14 protein-coding genes and 4 tRNA genes are annotated in these 22,652 nt (G+C 39.1%); 11 read left to right on the forward strand and 7 right to left on the reverse strand.

Annotation, left to right across the window (positions count from 1 at the left end):
• Positions 1–12 precede the first annotated feature (12 nt).
• The gene (locus F2A31_RS05445) at positions 13–555 is read right to left on the reverse strand and encodes an HPP family protein (protein ID WP_150025519.1); all 543 of its coding nucleotides are present in this window, start codon (positions 553–555) and stop codon (positions 13–15) included.
• A 92-nt stretch (positions 556–647) separates the two neighbouring features.
• Between F2A31_RS05445 and F2A31_RS05450 the strand changes: the two genes are divergently transcribed.
• Positions 648–1,208 carry a TetR/AcrR family transcriptional regulator gene (locus F2A31_RS05450; RefSeq protein ID WP_004639856.1) on the forward strand — a complete coding sequence of 187 codons (561 nt, stop codon included), beginning with the start codon at positions 648–650 and terminating at the stop codon, positions 1,206–1,208.
• Between the two features lie 69 nt (positions 1,209–1,277).
• Here F2A31_RS05450 and F2A31_RS05455 read toward each other — a convergent pair whose 3' ends face one another.
• Complete coding sequence (locus tag F2A31_RS05455) at positions 1,278–2,378, reverse strand: DUF6670 family protein (protein ID WP_150025520.1); 1,101 nt, start codon at positions 2,376–2,378, stop codon at positions 1,278–1,280.
• A gap of 99 nt (positions 2,379–2,477) precedes the next feature.
• Positions 2,478–3,368, reverse strand: a complete 891-nt coding sequence (locus F2A31_RS05460) for an ATP-binding protein (protein WP_150025521.1) — start codon at positions 3,366–3,368, stop codon at positions 2,478–2,480.
• A 181-nt stretch (positions 3,369–3,549) separates the two neighbouring features.
• On the opposite strand from F2A31_RS05460, the gene F2A31_RS05465 reads away from it, so the two are divergent.
• The 8 genes from F2A31_RS05465 (at position 3,550) to F2A31_RS05500 (ending at position 13,772) form a co-directional block, all read left to right on the forward strand.
• Positions 3,550–5,058 carry a DUF3336 domain-containing protein gene (locus F2A31_RS05465; RefSeq protein ID WP_150025522.1) on the forward strand — a complete coding sequence of 503 codons (1,509 nt, stop codon included), beginning with the start codon at positions 3,550–3,552 and terminating at the stop codon, positions 5,056–5,058.
• Positions 5,033–5,863: a protein kinase domain-containing protein gene (locus F2A31_RS05470; RefSeq protein ID WP_150025523.1), complete on the forward strand. Its 831-nt coding sequence runs from the start codon at positions 5,033–5,035 to the stop codon at positions 5,861–5,863. The genes F2A31_RS05465 and F2A31_RS05470 overlap by 26 nt, the downstream gene beginning before the upstream one ends.
• A gap of 100 nt (positions 5,864–5,963) precedes the next feature.
• Positions 5,964–6,048: transfer RNA gene (locus tag F2A31_RS05475), tRNA-Leu, on the forward strand.
• Positions 6,049–6,117: 69 nt separating this feature from the next.
• Positions 6,118–6,191 (forward strand) — tRNA-Trp (locus tag F2A31_RS05480).
• Positions 6,192–6,326: 135 nt separating this feature from the next.
• A complete protein-coding gene (locus tag F2A31_RS05485; protein WP_150025524.1) occupies positions 6,327–6,881 on the forward strand; it encodes a hypothetical protein in 555 nt (184 codons plus the stop codon).
• A gap of 99 nt (positions 6,882–6,980) precedes the next feature.
• Positions 6,981–7,919 carry a hypothetical protein gene (locus tag F2A31_RS05490; protein WP_150025525.1) on the forward strand — a complete coding sequence of 313 codons (939 nt, stop codon included), beginning with the start codon at positions 6,981–6,983 and terminating at the stop codon, positions 7,917–7,919.
• A 93-nt stretch (positions 7,920–8,012) separates the two neighbouring features.
• Positions 8,013–10,772 carry a type VI secretion system Vgr family protein gene (locus F2A31_RS05495; RefSeq protein WP_150025526.1) on the forward strand — a complete coding sequence of 920 codons (2,760 nt, stop codon included), beginning with the start codon at positions 8,013–8,015 and terminating at the stop codon, positions 10,770–10,772.
• A 6-nt stretch (positions 10,773–10,778) separates the two neighbouring features.
• A complete protein-coding gene (locus F2A31_RS05500; RefSeq protein ID WP_150025527.1) occupies positions 10,779–13,772 on the forward strand; it encodes a hypothetical protein in 2,994 nt (997 codons plus the stop codon).
• A gap of 24 nt (positions 13,773–13,796) precedes the next feature.
• Here the strand turns inward: F2A31_RS05500 and F2A31_RS05505 are convergent, their stop codons facing one another.
• Together F2A31_RS05505 and F2A31_RS05510 are read right to left on the reverse strand one after the other, a co-directional pair.
• On the reverse strand, positions 13,797–14,771 hold the full coding sequence (locus F2A31_RS05505; protein WP_150025528.1) for a formylglycine-generating enzyme family protein: 975 nt from the start codon (positions 14,769–14,771) through the stop codon (positions 13,797–13,799).
• A gap of 261 nt (positions 14,772–15,032) precedes the next feature.
• Positions 15,033–16,022 (reverse strand): formylglycine-generating enzyme family protein, encoded by a 990-nt coding sequence (locus tag F2A31_RS05510; protein WP_150025529.1) that lies wholly within the window; start codon positions 16,020–16,022, stop codon positions 15,033–15,035.
• Positions 16,023–16,309: 287 nt separating this feature from the next.
• Here F2A31_RS05510 and F2A31_RS05515 point away from each other — a divergent pair.
• Together F2A31_RS05515 and F2A31_RS05520 are read left to right on the forward strand one after the other, a co-directional pair.
• Positions 16,310–16,394: transfer RNA gene (locus F2A31_RS05515), tRNA-Leu, on the forward strand.
• A 69-nt stretch (positions 16,395–16,463) separates the two neighbouring features.
• Positions 16,464–16,537 (forward strand) — tRNA-Trp (locus F2A31_RS05520).
• Positions 16,538–17,572: 1,035 nt separating this feature from the next.
• On the opposite strand, the gene F2A31_RS15890 is transcribed toward F2A31_RS05520, so the two are convergent.
• Positions 17,573–19,831 carry a YadA-like family protein gene (locus F2A31_RS15890; RefSeq protein ID WP_228715650.1) on the reverse strand — a complete coding sequence of 753 codons (2,259 nt, stop codon included), beginning with the start codon at positions 19,829–19,831 and terminating at the stop codon, positions 17,573–17,575.
• 570 nt (positions 19,832–20,401) lie between these two features.
• Positions 20,402–22,405, reverse strand: coding sequence for a YadA-like family protein (locus F2A31_RS05530; protein ID WP_150025530.1), 2,004 nt, complete (start codon positions 22,403–22,405; stop codon positions 20,402–20,404).
• Between the last annotated feature and the right edge of the window lie 247 nt (positions 22,406–22,652).

Here is a 22,652-nt window from a genome sequence, read left to right on the forward strand (position 1 = left end):
TGATGGGCTGTGTTATTCATTGGGTTTTTTGCTATGGATAAAAGCTAAGCCGTAGGTGGGCCATTTCTTATCTGTTTTAATGTTATTGACAAGCCAAGCTACAAGGACAAGAGCGATTGACCCTAATAACACTGGAAAAAATAGAAAACTCCATTCGTACTGGATGCTATTTGCGGTGAGTAAGATGACCAACGGATTAGCGCCAGCTGGTGGATGAACACAACGTAAAATTTGCATGGCAGCAATCGCACAACCAACAGATAATGCAATACTTATCGCTGAAACACCAAAGATTTTTAAAAAGATTAAGCCAATAAATGCTGAGACAAAATGCCCCAAAATTACGTTACGAGGTTGGGCTAGAGGGGATTGTGATACCGCATATAAGATCACACAGCTTGCTCCGAAAGGTGCCATGATAAATAAGTTATCAGTTAATTTGCTGAGCAAAATTAAGATCAAAATACTTAATGTTCCACCAATGAGGCTTCTTAAAATATCAATAGAATGAGGTAAAGGAGCGAGATGTTCTTTACCATGAAATAGTGATCGCATGTTGATCTCACAGGGTGATTGCTTTCCATCAATAATAGAACTAAAATTAAAAATGGTACAGATCTGTACTATTTTTAATTGAGTAAATTTTTATGTCAAAATCAGCGAATAAAATTTTGAATACCGCAGAACGATTATTTTATGAAAATAGTTTTGTTGGTGTCGGTGTTGACTTAATTCGAGATGAATCAGGTTGTTCAAAAACAACGATGTACACTTATTTTAAGAATAAAAATCATTTGGTGAAATCTGTGTTGCAAGCAAGAGACGAAAAGTTCCGACAGAGTTTGCTCAATTATGTGGCTGATACCAAAGGTAGAGAAGCACTGAATAAGTTAATTGAATGGCATTTGCTATGGTTTCAAGAGGATAATTTTAAAGGATGTTTATTTGTTCGGGCAGTGGCTGAGTCGCATTCAGGTGATCACGACATTATTGTAGTTTCTCAGCAACATAAACGATGGATCAGAGATTTGATTGCACAATATCTTGATGGCTCGATCCATGCTGAAATATGCATTGAAACGATCTATACCTTGATCGAGGGTTTAATTAGTCGTTTTTTGGTGGAAGGATATGATGTAAAAGTTGCTGAAGATATCAAACATGCAATCGATCAAATTATGGATGCATTTTCTCATGAAAGCCGATGAATCACCATTAAACCTTTAAGTTTTATCAATCAAAGGTTTAATGATGTTTTATATTAAAGCTAAAAGAGTTTATTCACTAAACAGCTTTTGATCTTCTACATCGATATATTCGATATAGCCACGTCCTTGAACGGGTTGACTCAAATATTCACCTGTGAAAGTGTAGGCACTAGCATAGCCAATGCCATGCCCATAACGAAATGGACTATCAATTTCAGCATAGATTTCTAAGATTTTTTGATCTGCTGTGTCTTTTACCATCCATGAGAATAACTGGGGTAAACGCATTTTCTTACCACTAGGTGAAACATAGTCATCGACTTGATGAGAGATGACCCTAAATTCAACATGGGTATAGATTTCTGCTGGTCGATCAGTGTGTCTAACATGTAGAGAATAAGCAGCAGGCTTTCCTAAAATATCCGCTTTGGTTAACAACAATTGTGTTGTCTCATTTAGGTTGATAATTTGATAGGTAAAGAAATCAAGCGGTAGCTTATACGCCTCAGGCAATAGTTTTTTAATAATACCATGTGCGCCAGCTGCACGTGCATATTCATAGGTACATAAACCTTCTGCTACAGTCGTTTCACCTCGATATTCAAGTTGACCCTTGAATTTAGCCAACAGGCTAAAATGATCATAAATAGGAGTCTTGATAAACCATGAGACTTGATCAGTGACATCTAAATCAAATTCAAAATGTAGACCATAATAATCACCTTGAAGATGAATATGAGGTAAAGTCCCTGTAATCGAAACTTCTTCACCCAATTCAATCTGAGTGCCATTTTCTAGAATCTTGGTTTCATCTGAAATGATATAGGCTTTTAAGAGATGCTTATCTAATGCCGCTGTACTTGAAAAAAACGTTGCCGTGTTTCTTGGGTCACCTAAAGTGATGTCATCATGGTCAAAAGCCAGTGCACCGGGTGTTCCCAACAAAATCATAATATTCAAATAACGGTGTGGTTCAGGCAGGAGTGGAAAGAAGATGCCATAATGTGTCCACGTATAAAACTTCTCATTGGTTCTTGGAACAATAATTTCTGGTTTAGAAAATGGAATCGTTGAGTATTTTTTAGCTTGATCCAAGGTACCTTGCGCGAGCAACAAGCTTTTGCCCAAGATTTTACTGGTCAGGGAAGTGGGTGGCAGTTGTTTTTTCATCTTTATTCCTATACTCATCTTATGCTGAGACTTAGGTTAAGAAAAACAACTGCCATTGCTAAGCGGAAATAAGGACAGCACTACAGCTTTTCAGGACATTTATTGATTGGTTTTGTTGGACAATTTTTCTAGATTCTGTGAACCGATCCAATGCTTTGAGAACTGATAGGCTGCACGCCCAGAGCGTTGGCCACGTGCTTGGCACCATTTTAAACTTTCACCACGTACGGTATGATTATATTCCAAACCTGCTTTAGTAATGTAATGCTCAACAATTTCTAAGTACAGTTGCTGATCCATTGGATAGAATGATAGCCACATGCCGAAACGGTCAGAAAGTGAGATTTTTTCTTCAATGGCTTCTTGTGGATGCAACTCTGTATATTGGGGTACATCAACTTTACGCACCGGGGTATTTTCATGCATAAATTCGGGCAATAAGTGACGACGGTTACTGGTGGCATAAATAATAAAATTGCTTGACCCTGACTGTAGTGAGCCATCTAAAACACTTTTTAAGCTACGATAATTTTCATCTTCTGCGTTAAATGCCAAATCATCACAATAGACGATAAACTTCTCAGGACGATGCTCAATCAGTTTTTGAATCTTAGGCAGATCAGATAAATCATCACGTTCGATTTCAATCAAGCGCAAACCTTGTGCTGAGTATTCTGTCAGTAAGGCTCGAACAATTGAGGACTTACCTGTACCACGCGAACCTGTCAGTAAAATATCATTTGCAGGAAAACCATTTAAAAACTGTAGCGTATTTTGAATGATTTTATCTTTTTGGCGCTCAATTCCTTTGAGATCTTCTAAATACATTTTTTTAGGTTGTTGTACGGCAACCAATTGTTGATTTTCCCATCGAAAGGCAATTGCAGAAAAATCGGTGGGTTGTTTTGGTGCAGGGAGAACTTGTTGAAGCTGTGTTAAAACACTCGATAATGATTGGAGAATAGAATCAGGTAAATTGAGGATCGCCATAATGAATACAAACCAAACTCAGTAATCAATGATTAAGGATACTAGCATTGCTTTCGCGGAAAAAAAGAAAATATCATCATAAATATTGCAATACGTCGATTTAACCCTTGATTGTTGCGACAGCTTTTTGCATTGTATAGGTGCACGATTCGAAAAATACGATTAAAAATTGGGATCATCCATGTCAAATCTGCTTTTAGGAAAAAGAAATACATACCAAACTTATCGAGTGGGTGTGTTGCAAGAGCGTTTAAGACATACAAGTAGTTATGAAGAGTGGAAAGATGTTGCTCTAAAATTAGACCAGGAAATGGGGGCTGAGGCATGGAAATATGACAATGAATCACCTTATTTCGATGCTGAAATTCTGTCTAGGCGACACAACCTGTTAAGAAAATATCGAACACAGCATCGTACATTAGATTTAATGTACGTGTTACGTGAAGGTTTATCTTATGATTTTGCTAATATCGGACATCCGATGTTGTTTGCTGAAACCTATATTGGCACAAAAAAAATTATCGAAAACTATGTGGAAGAAGTGAGTGAATGCTTCCGCTATTTATCATCAAGTGAATGTATAACGTTCCAGCTTAAAGAAAAAATCCAGTTTTTTGAAGAATGTCAAAAAGCCTATGGCCAACCTGCATTGATGCTGTCTGGTGGCGCGACATTGGGGCTATTCCATACGGGTGTTTGTAAAGCACTATTAGAGCGTGATTTGCTCCCTAAGGTTATTTCTGGTTCGAGTGCAGGGGCAATCATGACGGGAATGCTTGGTGTATCTTTACCAGACCAGATTCCAGAATTACTCACTGGGGAACATTTTTTTCATAAAGCATTTCGTTTTAGAAACATCATGGAACTGATTAAAGGGCGCGGTGGCATTGCCGATGTGATGTACTTAAAAAAATTCTTGGTACAAAACCTAGGCGATGTGACTTTTGCCGAAGCTTATCAGCGTTCAGGGTTACATATCAATATTGCCGTTGCTCCATATAATACTGCTCAAAATCCACGCATTTTAAATGCTTTAACAGCACCACATGTTTTAGTTTGGAGTGCTGTGCTTGCTTCATGTGCGGTTCCTGTCTTATTCCCACCAGTACATTTGACCAGTAAACGTTATGATGGACAACATACGCCGTATATGTCGAATACCAAGTGGGTAGATGGCAGTATGCGTAGCGATTTTCCTCAAGAGAAAATGGCAAGGCTGTATAATATTAATTACACCATTGCGAGTCAGGTAAATCCGCATATCGTACCGTTTATGCAGAGTGATACGAAACGGTTCCGTCGAGATGTATTAAATTGGCCAGAGCGGATTATCCGCCGTCAGGGCAAGGCCATCGCATTAGAAGTGATGGATCTGACCCGTAACTATGTAGGAGATATTTTCCCTATTCGTCGCGCCCTAGATCACGGTTATGGCATATTGGGACAGCGTTATTATGGCGATGTTAATATTATTGCCAAATACGGTTTAAGACATTATAGCTATATGCTACAAAATCCACGTCCGAAATTATTTCAGATCTTGCAGCAGGAAGGTGAGCGTGCGACCTGGCCTAAAATTACCTCAATAGAAACTCATGCACGGATTGGTAAAACGATTGAACATTGTTTAACATCACTGCGAAAGCAGGAAGAAAAGCAGCAAAATGAGTTCTATTACGTGGATCTTTGATTCAAATATCCAACTGGATGAATTAAAGCTCCGCACCAAAAGCCAAAGTTATGCTTATGGGCGACGACTATATACTTTTCAAATAGGCGCGGACGCTTATTGGCTTAAATTCCATCTGGCAAATACCAATCAGACGTTATACGCCGCTTTTCAACATGAGCTGAGTTTTTATCAATCTTTCTCGAAGAATAAAATTTCTTTTCTTATAGATCATCAAATTATTGACTTTGAACAGCAAGGGACAGTTCTTCGTGATTTAGGCGAGGGGAATGGTTTGGTCTTGTGGGATTCAGTCCCTTTTTTTACTGATTTGAGCACTTTCAAAACACTTGAAACGATTAAACAAATGATCCAGCAAGCTTTAAATTCACTCGGTGAATTACATCAAATGGGATGGATTCATGGGGATCTCAAGGTTGAACATTTTCGATTATATAAAAATACATGTAGATTGATTGATTTCGAGCAAAGTCTGCAATTGCATCATCAAACTCATAATTTGAATGCAACACCGCACTATATGGCACCTGAGCTATTTCATGGCAAAAATAAATCAGTGCAGAGTGATTTATATGCTTTGGGAATTATTCTATATGAATGGTTGACTCAGATGAAACTGAGAGCAAATAGCTATCACGATTGGGCCGTATTACACTGTCAGCAGCTGCAACTTCAAGTTCCGAAACAATTGGAGCCATTTTTGCCATTATTAAAAGGTTTGACTCAAAAACATTCTGAGCAACGTTTATGTTCTGTTCTAGATGCACAAGTCTTGTTAAATGATATTAATCTGCTGCAAAAATAAACATAAATAATTGATTTGAATATTATATGTTCATTTGAATGAGTTTTTTCTCAGAAAGACTTGTCATCAAGCTGCTTTCTCACTAATATGCATAGCCATCGGGGGCGTGGCGAAATTGGTAGACGCACTGGATTTAGGTTCCAGCGCCGCAAGGTGTAAGAGTTCGAGTCTCTTCGCCCCCACCAAATTTAAAAAAGCAAGAGTATCTTGCTTTTTTTATGGTTAAATCAGAAATGAATTAATCATAAAGTTATAGAGGATTGGTGTAATGGTAGCATGACGGTCTCCAAAACCGTTCGTCAAGGTTCGAGTCCTTGATCCTCTGCCAAATATGAAAGGAACTTTTTTAAAGTTCCTTTTTTTTATTGTTAATTCACTTAAACGACAAAAAAGAAATCTTATTTTTTGATATAGAATACACGGCGTATTTAATTTTGAAAGAACTATATTGGAAATCTCTCGGATGAGAATTATAAAGGGAACAAATTATTGGAGATTGCTCTCTATCATTCTGATGTTTATTATTTTCTTGGGATTATATTATTTTTTTGTTGTTTATCCTAAAGATACAGAAAAATTCCGTTTGGCAATTGCTGAAGAAATTTTTATGGCATCTTATTGGCACGATTTGTCATATAAACATGATTTGTATAAAGCAATGTTAAAACAGAACGTACCGCTAAATGAGATTAACGATGAAATTTACTTCAATGATCTGAATATGCTCAGAGTGTTGTATCAAAGTGGGGATGGAGAAAAGTTAATAGATACATTGAATAGATATTTTAGGTATTCAATTTATGAGACTAAAAGTGTGCGTGGACTATGTTTGAAATTGCAATTTCTTCAACGATATAAAAACAAAATTGAACGTGAAGGCTATAGGACTGAAAGATTAGCGCGTTGGCAAAATTTCAATGCGCAAAATTGGGAAACGGTGTCTCCTTGGTTGCAAGAGAAAGATGCATTTAATCAATTCTTTAAATCAAAGAAAATGCAAATGGATTGTTCTTTTTAAACATAAGTCAACAAGATCGTTTAAGGAGAGCCTTGTATGTCTATATTGTCTTTGATAAAACAACCAACCAATTGCATGCATAATTTCTTATAAATCATTATGGCTAAAAAATATGTACTTCATCCAATTAAAACCTTGAAAGATTGGCAAGGGGAGGATTGGGATGTTTATGAGGAAAGAAAAACTCAAATTGGGGTCATATTAAATTACGGTTGGTTATATGGTATGCCACGTAAAGGTTCTAAGGCATTAATTATTACACCTGAATTGGCAGAAACCTTTAAGCAGTATTCTTGGCGTGAGATGATTGATGTATTTGGTATGGCAAGTGCGACGGTCACGAAAATCAGACGAGAACTCAATTTACAAAAAGAGGTTGTTCGACGTGATCGAGCTTGGATCGTCCAACATCAAAATGAAATCTTATATTATAGTTTTCCGATGTTGCTGGAAAAATATGGACTCAGAAAAGGTATCGTCCAAAGTTATTCCAACTATTTAGTGGGTGAAGTGGGGGTTAAGCGTAAGTCGTCACGAAATTATGCAAGTCAGTATGCGGTAGAAAAAATTTATCAGAAGCATAAAGCTTCGATTGCCCAATGCCGAAGTTTTAGGGAATTACAAAAGATATTGCAAACTGATGATTACACGGCACGCAAATTCCATGAATTGGCATGTGCTGAACTGAATGTCGTTTCAATGAGTGAACTTCATTTAAAGAACTTAGATAAAACATGGCGTTGGCGTTATCAGCATCGAGACACAATTCTTAGCCCAACCATGACAATTCAGCAAATTGCAAAACAACTAAAAACAACAACCGATGAAATCTATAATGCCCGCAAAGCATTACGTCGCCGATTAGCGATTAAAGAAAGGATTGGACCCGTGAAAATAAACATAGAAGACTGGGTCTTAGCGCATGCAGAAGACTTAAAAACACTCAAGATCAGTCAATTGAAGCACAAATACCAAATGAGCAAATCACAGATCGGTGCTCGACGGATGCTACTGAAAAAGTTGCAATCAAAAGCATGACACATAAGGTCACAAATAGACAAAACTGTCTGAGCATAAACACACTTTTTCCTGTAAAATGCATTCACATTTAAAAAATTTCAAAAAGAAGCGATGTTCAAGACGATTTATGCCGCATTAGAACAACTTGGTTTAACTGCACAAAAGCGTGCAATTCATATTCAATTTTCAAATCCTGCTTTAGCCAATCAGGTGTTTTTACAGCGTATTGAAGGTACGCATAGTCTAAATGGTGGGGTTAGCGCAGAACTCACCTGCCTATCAACGGACGCAACCATCCCCTTAAAACAGTTTATTGGTTCTCAAGCGGCTGTTGATTCCGTAACAGACTCAGGCGCTCTATTTAGAACCACAGGGATCATCACTGAAGCTGTACAAGGACAATCCGATGGCAGTCTGACCTTGTATAAACTCAAACTACAAGATGCAACTGCACTGTGGCATAAACGCCGAAACAGCCGTGTGTTTATGAATAAAACCGTGGTGGACATCCTTCAAGTATTGTTTAAGGAATGGCAGCAACGCAGCCAGTTGTTTGCATCGAGTCTCACCCTTGATCTGAGTGGACTTACCCAAGACTATGATGTTCGTCCATTTGTCATGCAACAAAACCAAACAGATGCAGAATTTCTAACCAATTTAATGCGTAGTGAAGGCATTAACTGGCTGATCGACGAAGCCCAACTCACTGTTGCCAACAGCAACAGTCCAATCCAAGCCCAAAAACTCCGTTTGATCGATGACAACAGCCAATACCAAGCCCTAGAACGAAGAACAATTCGCTACCATCGTAGCAGTGCTACCGAACAATACGACAGCATGACCAGCCTCATTGCAGAACGTTCGCTACAACCGACCGCAGTCCATATCCAACGCTGGCAAGCTGATGCCTTAGAACAAGAAGATGGGGCAGGTAGCGTCCAAAGCAAACACCAACATAGCCAACAATACGACAACGCTAGTCTAGGACTCGAAGATGTATGGCACTTCACTCCAGCATGGATGCAAGACCTGAATGGTGAAGATGGTGCAACCGCTTCAGGCAACACCCAAATCGAAAAACTGAACCAACACCTCAGTCACTACCACGATGCCCAAGCCAAACAATTTATCGCCAATACTACCGTACGAGACACCCAAGTGGGTTATTGGTTTAAACTCAACGAACACCCTGAAGTTGATCAACATTCATCTTCAGATCAGGAGTTCTTAATCACGAAAAAGGATTGGTTTAATCAAAACAACCTTCCTAAAGATTTGAATGATCAAATCAACCAATTAGTAGAACAAAGCCAATGGCAGCATTCAAGCAAGAGTGAAGAACGCCAAGCCAACCAACTGACGCTACAACGCCGTAACATCAAAACCGTACCCGAATACCACCCACTGCAACACCGTCCAACTGCTCACCCACAACGTGCAAGAGTAGTGGGACCCGAAGGCGAAGAAATCCATGTGGATGAATGGGGACGAATCAAAGTTCGCTTCCTATTTACCCGCAATGACGACCATAGCCACGATGGTGGCGCAGGCAGCAACAACAACGATACCGATTCAGCATGGGTGGACGTACTAACCCCGTGGGCAGGCGAAGGCTATGGCGCACGCTTCCTACCCCGCATTGGTGAAATCGTCGTCATCGACTTCTTTGATGGCAACATCGACCGTCCCTTTGTCACAGGACGACTCCACGAAGCACAACGCAGTCCAACAAAATTCGATGACCAAGGCAAATTACCTGATACCAAAAAACTAGCAGGGATCAAATCCAAAGAATACCAAGGTTCAGGCTACAACCAACTACGCTTTGATGACACCACTGGACAGATCAGCGCGCAACTACAAAGTAGCCATGCAGCCAGCCAACTCAATCTCGGCAAACTCAGCCATCCCAAATCAGAAGCAGAAAGCGAAGACCGAGGCGAAGGCTTTGAACTACGCACTGACCAATGGGGCGCGATCCGAGCAGGGGAAGGCTTACTGATCACCACCCATGCACAAGAACAGGCACAAGGCAATCATCTCGAAGCACAAACAGCCAAACAACAACTGGAAGGCAACCAAAACAATGCCAAAGCCCTGAGTGAAGTGGCAAAGAACCAACAAACGGATGAATTGGAGTCGGTAGAGCAGCTCAAAAGCTTTGCAGAAGAAATTCAGCAAGATATAGCCAAATTCAACAAAGCCTTACTATTACTCAGCTCACCAAATGGCATCGGACTTAGCACATCAGAAGACATCCATCTATCCGCAGATGGACAACTAAACCAATTTGCAGGGGACAGTGTTAACCTGACCACACAAAAGAACATGATTGCCCAAGTCAGTCAAAAGATCAGTTTATTTGCAGCACAAAATGGAATTAAACAAGTGGCAGGCAAAGGTAAGGTTGAGATACAGGCGCAGACAGATGGGGCTGACTTGATTGCACGTGGCGATATTCAGATTATCTCGACTGAAGATACCATTTATTTCATAGCAAAAAAGAAAATTGTTATGACGGGTGGTAGTTCAAGGATTGAAATTAGTGGTGGTGGAATTTTCCCAACGACGGGTGGTAAGTTCGAGGCAAAAGCTGGTCAGCATTTGTTTATGGGAGGTGCGCAAGTTGCGATGCCAGATGTAAAGTTAAATAGTAAACCTTGCTATTTAACTTTTGAAATCGTGGATCTCGCAGGTAAGCCAGCGAAAAATGTGGAATATATTGCTTTTAGGGCAGATGGCAGCCAACAAATTGGTCGAACCAATGCAGCAGGTCAAACGCAAAGATTCCAAACAGAGAGTTCAGAGCAAATTTCTATCCATATAAGTGATGAAAATGCTTCTAAGTATAAGCTTGTGTCAAAGGGTTAAAAAATAATGAATAAATATAATGTCCTCGAATATACCCTTATTTTTTACAACCAAAGAAACAAAAGCTTGGCAAATGTTAAGTACACGCTTATTTTTTTTCCACAGCAAGGAGAGCGTATTACTTATACAGGTGTGACTGATGAACGTGGGCAAACCAAACCGATTGAACTTACCGCAAATGGTAAGCTTCATGTCTTTGTTGAAGGGCATCAAACCATTTTTAGTCCGAGAAAGCTGATTAAGCCTATTTTAGCTGAAGGCACAAATGTTATTGAGATTAAAGAACGTCGTTTGGATGACAATCTGAAATTCATAACAAAAGAACAGTATGAACTTCAACAAGAAAAATCAAGACAAGCTCGTGCTGAGTTACAAAATCAAGCAAAGACCACACCTAAGGGAAGTTTCTTTAATCGTTCCCAGATGCCTCCTGCTTTTCATCAGGGCGTACAAAGACTTGAGCAGAGTTTTAATATGCCCTATGAGGAATACAAAAAGAACAATACACGCTTAACCAAAGAAAGAAAGTATTTCAAATTTAAAATGTATGTTTTGTACCGTTTTGCCGATAGTCGGGGCAATGGTATCCCGAATATGAGTTATCAAATTTTTGGGGAAGGTCAGGATAAACCGTTAGTCGGACTTCGACCAACACCAACCGATCAAAATGGTTATACACAACTCGCAGAGACCTATTTAAAGAGTCAAGTTAAATACCCATTGGGCAGTACCTCAAAAAAGAGTGAGTTGTTTGAGCCTATTACCTGTGTGGATAAACAAGTCATTCATCAGATCATTTTTCCAGTAGCACGTGCAACGACTAATCCTAATATTGACCATACCGAAAATTTGGGAGAAGCACAAAAACCGCCGATTGTGATCAATCCACATAACAATGAAGTGTTGATTCTGCCGCCTGCACTTTATGCGGAGTTTGATCGAAAAACCAAAGTGTTATCAGATGCTATAAAAGATGTGCATAAAGCCAATGCTGATCTCACTCGTCAGATTCAAAGTCGACGTCTTGAAGAAATCAAGGAGCTTGAAAAAAGACTGAATATCAATCAGCAAAAAGCCATTGAAAAAATAAATGGTGAATTTAAACAAGTTACAGACTTACAAGAAGTTTGGATCGTTGAAACAACAGGTAAAAAAGGGCAGGCTGCTTCTAAATATGACTTGGGCAGACGCTATTTAAAAGTTTCTGACTATGAAAGCTATAGGCAAGAACGTTTAAATGAAGAAAAACAAGTTCAAATTATAGGGGAAAATGGAGAGGTTGCATCACCGAGCTTTATCAGAAGGGAGTTTCAAAAATTAGGACAACAGTTGCTGACCGCAAAAAAATCAGTGGGCGGTGATAAAGCTGTTTATAACCTGATTGGTGGTTTGGGCGGTGAAATTGCTGAAGAATATGTCAACAGTAATGACGTCACTGTTAATCAGGAAGCACAGTGGATGCGCATGGTTGCAGGTGCTGGTGGTGAAGGGATGATCAGTGCATCTTCCGCTGGACTCAAAATGAAAGTAAGTGGAGATGCTTCTGTTAAATGGACGCTGTTTGAGGGGGTAAAAGAATGGCGTCGGTTCTATCCGTGTGAGTCAGGATGGACGCTAGAAATTGAAAATTATGATTTAGGTACGATTCGTTTTTTAATTGGTGCCGAGTTATCAGGTTTCTCGGGTGCCAATCTGGGGATTGCAGGAAATCTATCGGTTGATATTACCCATCAAGGTACGACTCAAATGTTATCTGCCGTGGTCCGTGAGCCAGAGCAGTCGATGACGAATATGCTAAATCGTGAGCGTAAACCGATGTTTGAACCCGCAAAAGGTGGTTTAAAAGAAATTGCTGCTGATCAGAACAGTGGCAAGCCACAAGCAACCGTAGGTGTGGAGGCATTTATTGGTGCGCAAATTCAAGGCGTATTAAAAGGCGGAATAGAGTGGTTCAAACCGAGTGCAGATAGCAGTGGAGAGGGAGAATTTGTCACCATCGCTGCGGTGTCTGCTGGTGCAGCAGTCAGTGCAGGTGCAGGGGCACAAGGGCAGTTTCAGATAGTGTATCATGCGGGCTGTTTTAAGGTTCGTGCCGCAGCGCATTTATGTTGGGGTATTGGTGCAAAAGGGATTGCGACATTTACCGTAGGGACTGAGCATATCCTCAACTATATTGGTTTTATTAAATTGCAGTTATTGCAAGCAGGGTTTAGAAGTTTAGTCTATATCTCGGGACAAGCTTTCTCTTTAATGTCCCAAATTTTAGCCGTTTGTATTGGTGAGGACCATCTTTTAACTAAAGGGGCTAAGCACTTAGCTGATCAATACGCCATTTGGCTTGAAAAGCTTAATGTGGATCAAGAACGTTTAAAAACAGCTAATCATGTAAACTCCGCTAAAGGACGAGAGGAGTTAATCATTGCCCCACCAGAAACCAAAGGCATCTTACTGTATGCAGTGACCCATTGGAGTGATCGTACCGCCCCGATTTTTGATATTCGGGTGTCTTTTAGTGAGCGAGAGGTTCAGTTTTTCCCTGCACGAAAAACCGCAGTGATTAACATCTTAAAAACCTGTATCACCGTAGCAGAATGGCAAAATACCATTCAACATATTCATCCGAGAGCGAAGAAGTTAAATTCCTCTGAGTTTGGTAAGGTTGAAGGGGACTTGATTCGCTTTTTAAATTATGGCAGTGATAAAAAATATGCGGAAGATATTATTCGCTGTATTAATCAAGGCATTGATTATGCAGGAAGCAATATTAATCAGTGGCTCAAAGACTATTTGAAATATCGTAAGGGAGCAAGGGCGGTGACTGGAACTTCATGGAACTATATGTTGGTGCAAAATCAAGATGACTATCGTTTTGAGCAATTACGCATGCAGCAAGGCATATCGAGAGGGTTTGAGGAGCAGGCGTTGATGGCGAGTAACCTTGAAATATTAGCGCCTTTTGAACAGGATAAATCTGAGGAGTCTAAGGTGTACCATGTTTAAGGGTACAGTACACCTTGAAAATGATCAAGGATTGGCTGCACAACGCACTGAGTTATTTAGATTAAAATCAAAATAATATTTCTCATTTGCAGATTCTTTTACTAGTTTAGGATCAGCAACAGGATGCATGGCATGGCGTTGTATGGTTAAACCATTCCCCCCCATGTGCATATTTTGCCCATCATCAGGTGCAGAACTGCGGACCACTTTTAGAGTGCCTGTCGCTGGACCCTGCGGATTTTTCTCAGGTGATTTACTGTAGTACTCAGGATCGTACCAGTCCAGCATCCATTCATAATTATCCGTTAGCATGTCGTACAGACCTAAAGGACTTGGCGGAAATTGTTGTAATATAGAGACATTTTTATACACTCTAAATTTATCTTGTGATTGTTGTCGTTGTTCGAAGCTCCAAATATTACGACCAATATCGATTTTGCCGTTGTCTGTGGCGAAGAGAACATATTGTCCACGATTACGAGCAGCATATTCCCATTGTGCCTCGGTCGGTAAGTCCATATTTAAGTTGATCTGCTGACCGAGCCATTGACAATAATCGCGTGCTTGTTGCCAATTGATGCCTGCTGCTGAAGTAGGGATACGATATTTTTTTATAAGCTCATCAAACTTCCCTACTTTTTTTTGTCCTGTGACATCGGTATAGACATCAAAATCGGCATAAGTGGCTTTGGTGGCACTAAGATGAAAGTCATCCAAAGTGACTTTGTGTAGAGGACTGCTGTCTCCGCCAGCATAGGGAAGTTTATCAATACTATGTTCAGGACCAAAGTCACCCATCATAAAGGTTCCACCTTTGACCAAGATGAGATTCTTTTTGGTTTTTTCTAACAGTTGTTGTAATTGTTTTTGTTGTTCAGCAGATAGATTTGCTTTGGTGGTTGGTGTTTGTGCGTTTTGATTTGGATTTGAAGTGGGTTTGGCACAAGCGGATAGCGCCACACTAGAAAGTAAAATGATGGCAAGATTTTGTTTAATCATCTTTTTTTAAATCATTAGGTTGCAGATATTGTCTAAATTTTAAGGGAGTTTGCTGGGATTGAAAAGAAACATTGTGTTAAGTATTCCAAACGGAATGTTATCTGTGCACCCGAGGTGTAATTTAAAATACGGCAAGGCATATCGAGAGGGTTTGAGGAGCAGGCGTTGATGGCGAGTAACCTTGAAATATTAGCGCCTTTTGAACAGGATAAATCTGAGGAGTCTAAGGTGTACCATGTTTAAAGGTACACCTTAATAGGATTAGGAGTTGGCTGCACAACGTACTGAATTATTTTGATTATAATAAAAAGGATAGTCTTTTTTTGAGTAATATTCTACAAATTTAGGGTCAGCGACAGGATGTATGGCATGACGCTGCATGGTTAAGCCCTTTCCAGCCATGTGCATATTTTGTCCATCATCAGGTTCTGAACTTCGTACTACTTTTAAGGTACCTGTTGCAGGACCTTGTGGATTTTTTTCAGGCGATTTACTGTAGTACTCAGGGTCGTACCAGTCCAGCATCCATTCATAGTTATCGGTTAACATATCATAGAAGCCTAAAGGACTTGGGGGAAACTTCTGCAATATTGATATATTCTTTCTCGCCTTATATTCTCTATTAGATGCTTTTTTTTGTTCAAAGCTCCAAATATTACGACCAATATCGATTTTACCATTATCGGTTGCATATAGGACGTATTGCCCACGATTACGAGCAGCATATTCCCATTGCGCCTCGGTCGGTAAATCCATGTTTAAGTTGAGCTGTTGACCGAGCCATTGGCAATAATCACGTGCTTGCTGCCAATTGATGCCTGCTGCAGAGGTAGGAATACGGTATTTAATTGAAAACTCATCAAAGACCCCAACTTTTTTTTGTCCAGTGACATCGGTATAGACATCAAAATCTGCATATGTGGCTTTGGTGGCACTGAGATGAAAGTCATCCAAAGTGACTTTGTGTAGAGGACTGCTGTCTCCACCAGCATAGGGAAGTTTATCAATACTATGTTCAGGACCAAAGTCACCCATCATAAAGGTTCCACCTTTGACTAAGATGAGATTCTTTTTGGTTTTTTCTAACAATTGTTGCAATTGTTTTTGTTGCTCAGGGGATAGATTTGCTTTGGTGGTTGGTGCTTGTGCGTTTTGATTTGGATTTGAAGTAGATTTGGCGCAAGCGGATAGCGCCATACTAGAAAGTAGAATGATCGCAAGATTTTGTTTAATCATCTTTTTTAAAATCATTAGGTTGCAGATATTGCCTAAATTTTAAGGGAGTTTGTTGGGATTGAAAAGAAATGTTGTGTTAGCAGGATTTTACCATGAGGGGGATATCGTTGATTTGACTGTATAAGCGCTTTGTTAAATGTGAAACTCCTGCCAAATATGAAAGGAACTTTTTTAAAGTTCCTTTTTTTATTTTTGTATTTTTTCATTTGTATATGAAAAAAGCATTAGCCTTGAGAAGCATAGTTTTTTTATAAAAAAGGACTTGTCAGCAGAAAGGTTTATCACTAATATACACATCCATCGGGGGCGTGGCGAAATTGGTAGACGCACTGGATTTAGGTTCCAGCGCCGCAAGGTGTAAGAGTTCGAGTCTCTTCGCCCCCACCAAATTTAAAGAGCAAGCGTATCTTGCTTTTTTTATGGTTAAGTCTGATATGATTTAATCATGCATGTTCTAGAGGATTGGTGTAATGGTAGCATGACGGTCTCCAAAACCGTTCGTCAAGGTTCGAGTCCTTGATCCTCTGCCAAATATAAAAAAAAACTTGTATTGCAACAAGGGTTTTTTATTGCTTAAATTTTATTTTGTATAAGATATAGCTACTGTCTTGAGAAATTTTATTGGTTTTTCTGAGCTTATTTTTATATTAAAATGCGATATCTGTTAACAATAACGATCAACATATTCATATGCATCAATAGCTAAGAACTATATTCAGGTTGAATAATAAAAACATAAAATATGTGTAATGATTGATGATAATTTATAAAGTGTTATTAAGTAAGATTTTAAAAAGACTAATTTAGAATATCGTAGAGGTAAGTTTGTATTATGGGATAGGGTTTGATTTTCCAATGAAGTGCAATTTTTTCCTATTAAAAAAAATGGCTACTCCTACGTGCTGGAAGGAGAGGAATAGCCATGAATGGAATTTATCTATCACTCAGCATATGCTAGGCATGTGCTTGAATAGATAAATTACCTACTTTTTTCTTATTGTTATTTTGCAGAATTTTAATGAGTGGAAATTCAATGAAACTATGACATTAAGGGAATGTCTAATTTGATTAAGTATGGATTTGTATTGTTTCGAGATTTTCCTATCTCTATAAGAATCGTATCAGAAAGGATTTTTTTATTAAGATTTAATATATTGAGGTCGATTGTTAATCTTACATCCCATATATCTAGCGTACATATACCATCCTGTAGCCATATTTTGTAATACATTTTTTTTGTTAAGACTTTGTTTACAAATAGGTTAAATGGAACATAATGAATTTTTGAATAAAATGAGTTTGAATAATGAAATAGAAGACCCAATAGGTCAGAGGTTAGAGTGAGTTCATAATTTGCAAAGCATAAAATAATGCCACAGCCACCTGTTTTATATAGAGTAAACTTATATTGATCTAGATCGAAAAGTACATCGTACTGGTCAATTTCGATAGAAAGTCTATTTGTAAAATCCATTTTGAACTCAAATTACAGGTGGAAGTAGCGAATAAAAAGAGTTGTTCTTATACTGTGTAATAAGAACAACTAAAGAGGGCAGGTTTAAGCGTTATTTTCCACCAAAGACATAAGCAACGCCGACACGACCACCAAACTCATTACCACCAGCAAAGCCAAAAGCCCCACTTGCAGATAGTCTGTTTGTAAATGATGTTACAACACCAACTGATCCAGCAGTTTCACCTTCATAGTGGCCAACACCACCAAATACTGCAACTTGACCAGGTGCAACATTTGGAACAGCTTGTTGAGCAGCCAAGGCAATCGCAACACCACGATATGCTGTTTTCTGTACATCATCTATACGACGATTTAATTGACTTGCACGCGTGTCTGTATAGGCATTTGCTGCTTGTAATGTTGCCGCATCACCTTCAATCATTTCTTGGCGAATTTTTGCACGATCTGCAGTTGCATAATTAAACTCAGCTTCAACATCACGACCATTTACAACGACTTTATCAGCGATAACATCTTTAGCAGTTACTTTATCTGCGTTAACATCTTTTGCGTTTAATACATCTGTATTAATATTTTTTGCATTTACAGTTGTTGTATTTAAACCTTCAGCCGTCAACTCTGTCGTTGATGTTTCACCGTCAACGGATTTACTAAGTTTTAATGCGCTACTTGTTAATAGAGCATCTTCTTCCATACCTGATTCAAGTTCACCGTTAGCATTGTATTGCGCATTTTTTTGGCTAACGCGAACACCATATGCTCCATTTCCATCTGCATTAGTACCAGAAACAAATTCTTTGCTTTCTTCTGTACGTTCAAGTGAGTCAACGACTGAAACATCTTGATGTGAAACTGCATTACCATTTTGATCAGTTGTAGCAACGTTAGCAGTGAAAGAAGGTTTAGTTACAGTTGAGTCTTTATAGGTTAAGTTCTCATCGGTTAATTCTTTTACAACATTTGTGGTGATAGCATCGACACGTTGGTAATCTGCTGCTGTGCCACCATGTACAAATTCAGCTCCTTCTGTAGAACCTGTATAGCGTTTAAAATCACCATTATCTAAGACATATAAAGATGCAGAATCTTTATCGCCATTTGAATTGTTACCTAATCCATCTTCAATACGATAGTATTCTGTACCATCAGCTGCTTTGAATTTTTCAACAAGCTTAGTTTGAGTATCATTACTGATAGGGCTGTAAGTCGTTGATGGATTTTGAGGGAGATTACGTCCTTCACCACCATATGTGAGATCAACACGGTTAGTTTTTACATCACCATCTGCCCAAACATGTTCTTTAGCCCAAACGTCATTTTCAGCAATTACATCACGCCCTGCAGTTACATCACGTCCTGCATTCATGTCACGCCCAGCATTGACATCAATACCTGCGTTTACATGCTCAGTTGCATTCACGTTTCGACCGGCATTAACATCTTGATTGGCATCAACATTTCGAAGTGCTCTTACATCACGCCCTGCAAGTACATCGGTACCAGCAGTAACTGCATTACCAGCTGAAACATTATTACCAGCCATGATGTTTTCAGTTGCATTCACATTCCGCCCAGCATTGACGTCACGACCAGCACTGATATCTAGATCTACTTCTAGATTTGTAGTACTCAATGTTCCATCAACACGTGCATTACCTGTGATATGAGTGTTTCCATTGACTTGTAGTTCATTGGTCTCAACACGTTGTGTTATTTCAGCACGAATTTGGTTATCACCATCAATATGATGTTGGTGTTCTTCAGCTATTTTTTGATCTATATACGTGGTATTTGCTGCACCTAAATTGTTGACCTGTGTTTGTAATGTATGCAACTGTGAGCCATTAACAGCTTCTGTCGAATTTGCATTGATTGCACCTGCATTGACACCACTTAAAGTTTGGCTATTAAAATTTACACCTGTTTGTGAAAAATGAGTCGCTTTGTCTCCAGCATAAACACCAGCACCTAAATGGTTGACTAAGACGCGAGTTCCTGTTTGGTTATTAACATCAAAGTCAGATGAGTGCAAAGCAGTACCCTCCTGATCTATAAGAAGCTTAGACCCTTGATTGTTTTGGATCATACTAGAATTTCTGCCAAAATCGACTACTTGAATTTGATTTACGCCAGCCTCACCAACAAATCCTTTAATCGTATTGTATGGTCCTGTGCCACCTCCAACACCGTCATTATCCGCAAACAATGAAATATTGCCACTACCAGAGACGCAAGTTGTCCACTGACTATTACAATCCTGATTGGTAGGTGAGGCTGGGGCAGCAAAAGTACTTCCAGCAGCAACTAAAGCAATTGTTAATGTTGAAAGTTGAAATTTAATTCTCATGAAGTTTTCCCTTTTTTAAGTCTGTGATAGATGTAAAATTTGGTTGACATAAATGTGCTTATAGCGCATTCAATTGATCTTACGATATGTTGCTTTAATGTGCAATATGCGCACTATTTTTTATTTGCGCACATAGTTCTGAGTTCTTTTTGATAAGTGAGGACTCTGTCAGTAAAGAGGCTAAAATACAAAGTAGTAGTAAGATCATAAATGAAATTGCCATAATCGATTCTGTTTTCATTGGTTACCTCAATTATTTGATATTTATATTTCACCGGATATCGTTTAAGACTCGAGCTTTGTCCGTGAGACTATTTTTAGAAAATAGGTAATTTGCATAATATGTGTATTATACACATATTTTTTGTTTTGTAAATTTGCATTTATAGATGCTTTTCTCTGAGTCGTAATAGACTTAATTGGATACTTACTGAGGTTAAGTTAGGTGAAATTGATACTTTGTAATAGGTGTTGTTTTATGGCTTTTAATTATATAAAGGCCGTTATAGGGTAGCTAAACCTAAAACAGCCTTTATAAATTACAGTAAAATTATTTTATGAAACTTCTTGCTATTTCCATTGAAAACCTACTGATACACCGCCGCCCCAATTACCACGACTGTTTCCAGTTCCTGCAGCTTTGTATACCCATTTATTATTTTCTGTCACGCCACTAACGCCAATAGCATAACCCGTTTCACTTTCCCATTGACCTAAACCTGCACTTACCATACTACCTCCAGCTTCTGTGGGTTGTGGTAATGATGCAATTGCGATGCTTGAAGCTACTGCTGCTTGATAACGATTTTCTAGTTTGTTAATGCGTTGATCAGTATAGGCTTTAGATGATGCCAGTGTTTGAGCATCACCTTGAGCCATTTCTGTTCGAATCGCAGCGCGGTCAGCAGTTGCTGCATTATCAGCTGCAATACGTTCGGATTTTTCTTTAGCATCTGCGGCAGCAAACTCATCACGAATTTTTGTGCGGTCAGCAGTTGCTGCGTTGTCAGCTGCTATACGTTCAGCTTTTTCCTTCGCATCTGCATCTGCTCGAATAACAGCTTCGGCATCTATATTTGCTTGTAGTACTGCATCTGCGGCAGCAAATTCATCACGGATTTTTGCACGATCTGCTGTTGCTGCATTGTCAGCAGCTACACGTTCTGCCTTTTCTTTGGCATCTGCTGCTGCAAATTCAGTACGGATTTTTTCACGGTCTGTAGTTGCAGCATTATCAGCAGCAATACGTTCAGCCTTTTCTGTATCAATACGAGCATTTAATGCTGTATCCGCAGCTTCTCGTGCTTCTGTTTCTTTAGCAATCTGGGAGTCTGTATAATCTTTGGCTTCTTGAGTGCTATTTGCTATATCTGTTGCAATATGATCTATACGGCCATCAAGTCGTATAATATCTCCTTTAACTGCTGTCATATCTGTTTTAAGTGTATTTACGTCGCCTTCAATATTTGTGACACGTGTATCCAGCGTATCAATTCGAGTATGCGCATCATTAGCCCGAGTGAGTGCCTGATTTGCTGTTGTTTGCGCTGCGCCTGCTATTGTAGAAGCTTGGTTTGCTGTATTTTGTGCATCATCAGCTTTAGTCTCTACTGTCTTTAACTGAGCAAAATTCACCGCATCAGTATCTTCTATACCTGCTTTGACATTGGTAATTTGGCGTTCAGCACCAGTTGAGCCGACAGAAATAGTATTTGTGCGGTCTGCGATTGAACCTGACCCCAGTGCAACAGAGTTATCTTCTTGTGCTTTTGAAGCGTGTCCTAGTGCAAGTGCGGATTGACCTGATGCTTCTGCCATAAAACCGATGGCACTAGCATAATCAGCTAAAGCTTTTGATTGATCTCCTAGTGCTGTTCCAGCGACACCTTGTGTTTGTGAAAGAAAACCAGTTGCGACACCATATTGATCTGCAATAGCGCCATGTCCTGTCGCCACAGCTCCTGGACCATTTGTCGTTGCGGTTGTACCCAATGCCCAAGATTCGTGTTCAGCATTTGGGGTGCCATTGCTGCCAACAGGGTTACTTGTCCCTAAAACTTTATCGCCTGAACCAACACTTATATTGGAAATTGCTTCATTTAACTGCCCTAAATTCACCGCATCAGTATCTTCTGTGCCATTAGCAACCCCCATTAATTGCTGATCATTAAAGTGAACGCCATCTGCCATAAATCTAGTAAAGTGATTAGGCGCAACAATTGTTACACCAGAGTCCTCTACCCACATGCTTCCAAGACCTGAAGATCTTAACTTTGTAAATCCACCATTAATCTCAAGTTGAGCTCCTGTATTATTTTGAATAGTTGTTTTATCTCGATTAAATTGGAATACTCTTACTTGATCAACGCCTGGTTTTCCTACAAATCCTTTTATACTATTTAACTCTAATCCACCTACACCATCATTGTCAGCGAAAATAGCTGCGGAACCATCTTGACCATCTAAACATGCCTTAGTCCAATAAGTTGTGCAGGCTTGATTCTCTACAGGTGCAGGTGCGGCAAAAGCGCCCCCAGAAGCTAAAGCAATTGCTAATGTTGAAATGTTTTTCATGAAATACGTCCTAGAAATTTAAGATTATTGATTTTAAATGTTTGTTTAACACATTTAAATTTATATTTAAATGTTGCTTCTCACAATAGTTTTGTATATTTTTTTATATTAATTTTTTTATGTTATTGATTTTTATTAATGTATTTAAATTTATTTTTTGTTGCTGCTTCTCGTTATGTGTATTGTGTGCATTTGGTATATATAGTGTGATATCCGATGCAATATTGAAAATATTGATTCTAAACAT

The sequence above is a fragment of the Acinetobacter suaedae genome (assembly GCF_008630915.1).
Lineage (GTDB): Bacteria > Pseudomonadota > Gammaproteobacteria > Pseudomonadales > Moraxellaceae > Acinetobacter > Acinetobacter suaedae.

What these genes read in the sequence shown, in the direction of transcription:
- F2A31_RS15890 (WP_228715650.1), bottom strand. Translation starts at nt 19,831, where the DNA reads ATGAGAATTAAATTTCAACTTTCAACATTAACAATTGCTTTAGTTGCT.
- F2A31_RS05460 (WP_150025521.1), bottom strand. Translation starts at nt 3,368, where the DNA reads ATGGCGATCCTCAATTTACCTGATTCTATTCTCCAATCATTATCGAGT.
- F2A31_RS05455 (WP_150025520.1), bottom strand. Translation starts at nt 2,378, where the DNA reads ATGAAAAAACAACTGCCACCCACTTCCCTGACCAGTAAAATCTTGGGC.
- F2A31_RS05485 (WP_150025524.1), top strand. Translation starts at nt 6,327, where the DNA reads ATGAGAATTATAAAGGGAACAAATTATTGGAGATTGCTCTCTATCATT.
- F2A31_RS05450 (WP_004639856.1), top strand. Translation starts at nt 648, where the DNA reads ATGTCAAAATCAGCGAATAAAATTTTGAATACCGCAGAACGATTATTT.
- F2A31_RS05510 (WP_150025529.1), bottom strand. Translation starts at nt 16,022, where the DNA reads ATGATTTTAAAAAAGATGATTAAACAAAATCTTGCGATCATTCTACTT.
- F2A31_RS05490 (WP_150025525.1), top strand. Translation starts at nt 6,981, where the DNA reads ATGGCTAAAAAATATGTACTTCATCCAATTAAAACCTTGAAAGATTGG.
- F2A31_RS05505 (WP_150025528.1), bottom strand. Translation starts at nt 14,771, where the DNA reads ATGATTAAACAAAATCTTGCCATCATTTTACTTTCTAGTGTGGCGCTA.
- F2A31_RS05500 (WP_150025527.1), top strand. Translation starts at nt 10,779, where the DNA reads ATGAATAAATATAATGTCCTCGAATATACCCTTATTTTTTACAACCAA.
- F2A31_RS05530 (WP_150025530.1), bottom strand. Translation starts at nt 22,405, where the DNA reads ATGAAAAACATTTCAACATTAGCAATTGCTTTAGCTTCTGGGGGCGCT.
- F2A31_RS05495 (WP_150025526.1), top strand. Translation starts at nt 8,013, where the DNA reads ATGTTCAAGACGATTTATGCCGCATTAGAACAACTTGGTTTAACTGCA.
- F2A31_RS05470 (WP_150025523.1), top strand. Translation starts at nt 5,033, where the DNA reads ATGAGTTCTATTACGTGGATCTTTGATTCAAATATCCAACTGGATGAA.
- F2A31_RS05445 (WP_150025519.1), bottom strand. Translation starts at nt 555, where the DNA reads ATGCGATCACTATTTCATGGTAAAGAACATCTCGCTCCTTTACCTCAT.
- F2A31_RS05465 (WP_150025522.1), top strand. Translation starts at nt 3,550, where the DNA reads ATGTCAAATCTGCTTTTAGGAAAAAGAAATACATACCAAACTTATCGA.